The following is a 671-nucleotide window of genomic DNA, read 5'->3' on the forward strand; positions in this document are numbered from 1 at the left end:
CCGACCGGGGTCGAACCGGCGATCTCCTGCGTGACAGGCAGGCATGTTAACCACTACACCACGGGACCATTTGGTTGCGGGGACAGGATTTGAACCTGCGACCTTCGGGTTATGAGCCCGACGAGCTACCGTGCTGCTCCACCCCGCGACAATATAATGTTTTTTAAAAAATGGAGGAGGTAGAGGGATTCGAACCCCCGCGCGACTCTCGCCGCCTGTCGGTTTTCAAGACCGATCCCTTCAGCCGAACTTGGGTATACCTCCATGAAGGAAAAAATAAAAATTTTATTATTATATGTATCTAAACCATTTAAAAAGAAAATGGAGGAGGTAGAGGGATTCGAACCCCCGCGCGATTCTCACCGCCTGTCGGTTTTCAAGACCGATCCCTTCAGCCGAACTTGGGTATACCTCCGAGACATATAATAAATAAAGTGGAGCCTAGCGGGATCGAACCGCTGACCTCCTGCGTGCAAGGCAGGCGCTCTCCCAGCTGAGCTAAGGCCCCATGTTTTTGGGAATATCGGGAAGACAGGATTTGAACCTGCGACCCCCTGGTCCCAAACCAGGTGCTCTACCAAGCTGAGCCACTTCCCGTTAATAAAAGCGCGCCCGAGAGGAGTCGAACCCCTAACCTCTTGATCCGTAGTCAAACGCTCTATCCAATTGAG

At 52.2% G+C, this 671-nt stretch carries 5 tRNA genes; all 5 read right to left on the reverse strand.

Annotation, left to right across the window (positions count from 1 at the left end):
- Window positions 1-71 precede the first annotated feature (71 nt).
- Window positions 72-148: transfer RNA gene (locus AC1DMU_RS29545), tRNA-Met, on the reverse strand.
- A gap of 23 nt (window positions 149-171) precedes the next feature.
- A tRNA-Ser gene (locus AC1DMU_RS29550) sits at window positions 172-264 on the reverse strand.
- A 58-nt stretch (window positions 265-322) separates the two neighbouring features.
- A tRNA-Ser gene (locus AC1DMU_RS29555) sits at window positions 323-415 on the reverse strand.
- Window positions 416-435: 20 nt separating this feature from the next.
- Window positions 436-508: transfer RNA gene (locus AC1DMU_RS29560), tRNA-Ala, on the reverse strand.
- 15 nt (window positions 509-523) lie between these two features.
- A tRNA-Pro gene (locus tag AC1DMU_RS29565) sits at window positions 524-597 on the reverse strand.
- Between the last annotated feature and the right edge of the window lie 74 nt (window positions 598-671).

It is taken from the genome of Bacillus sp. 01N45, assembly GCF_056399205.1.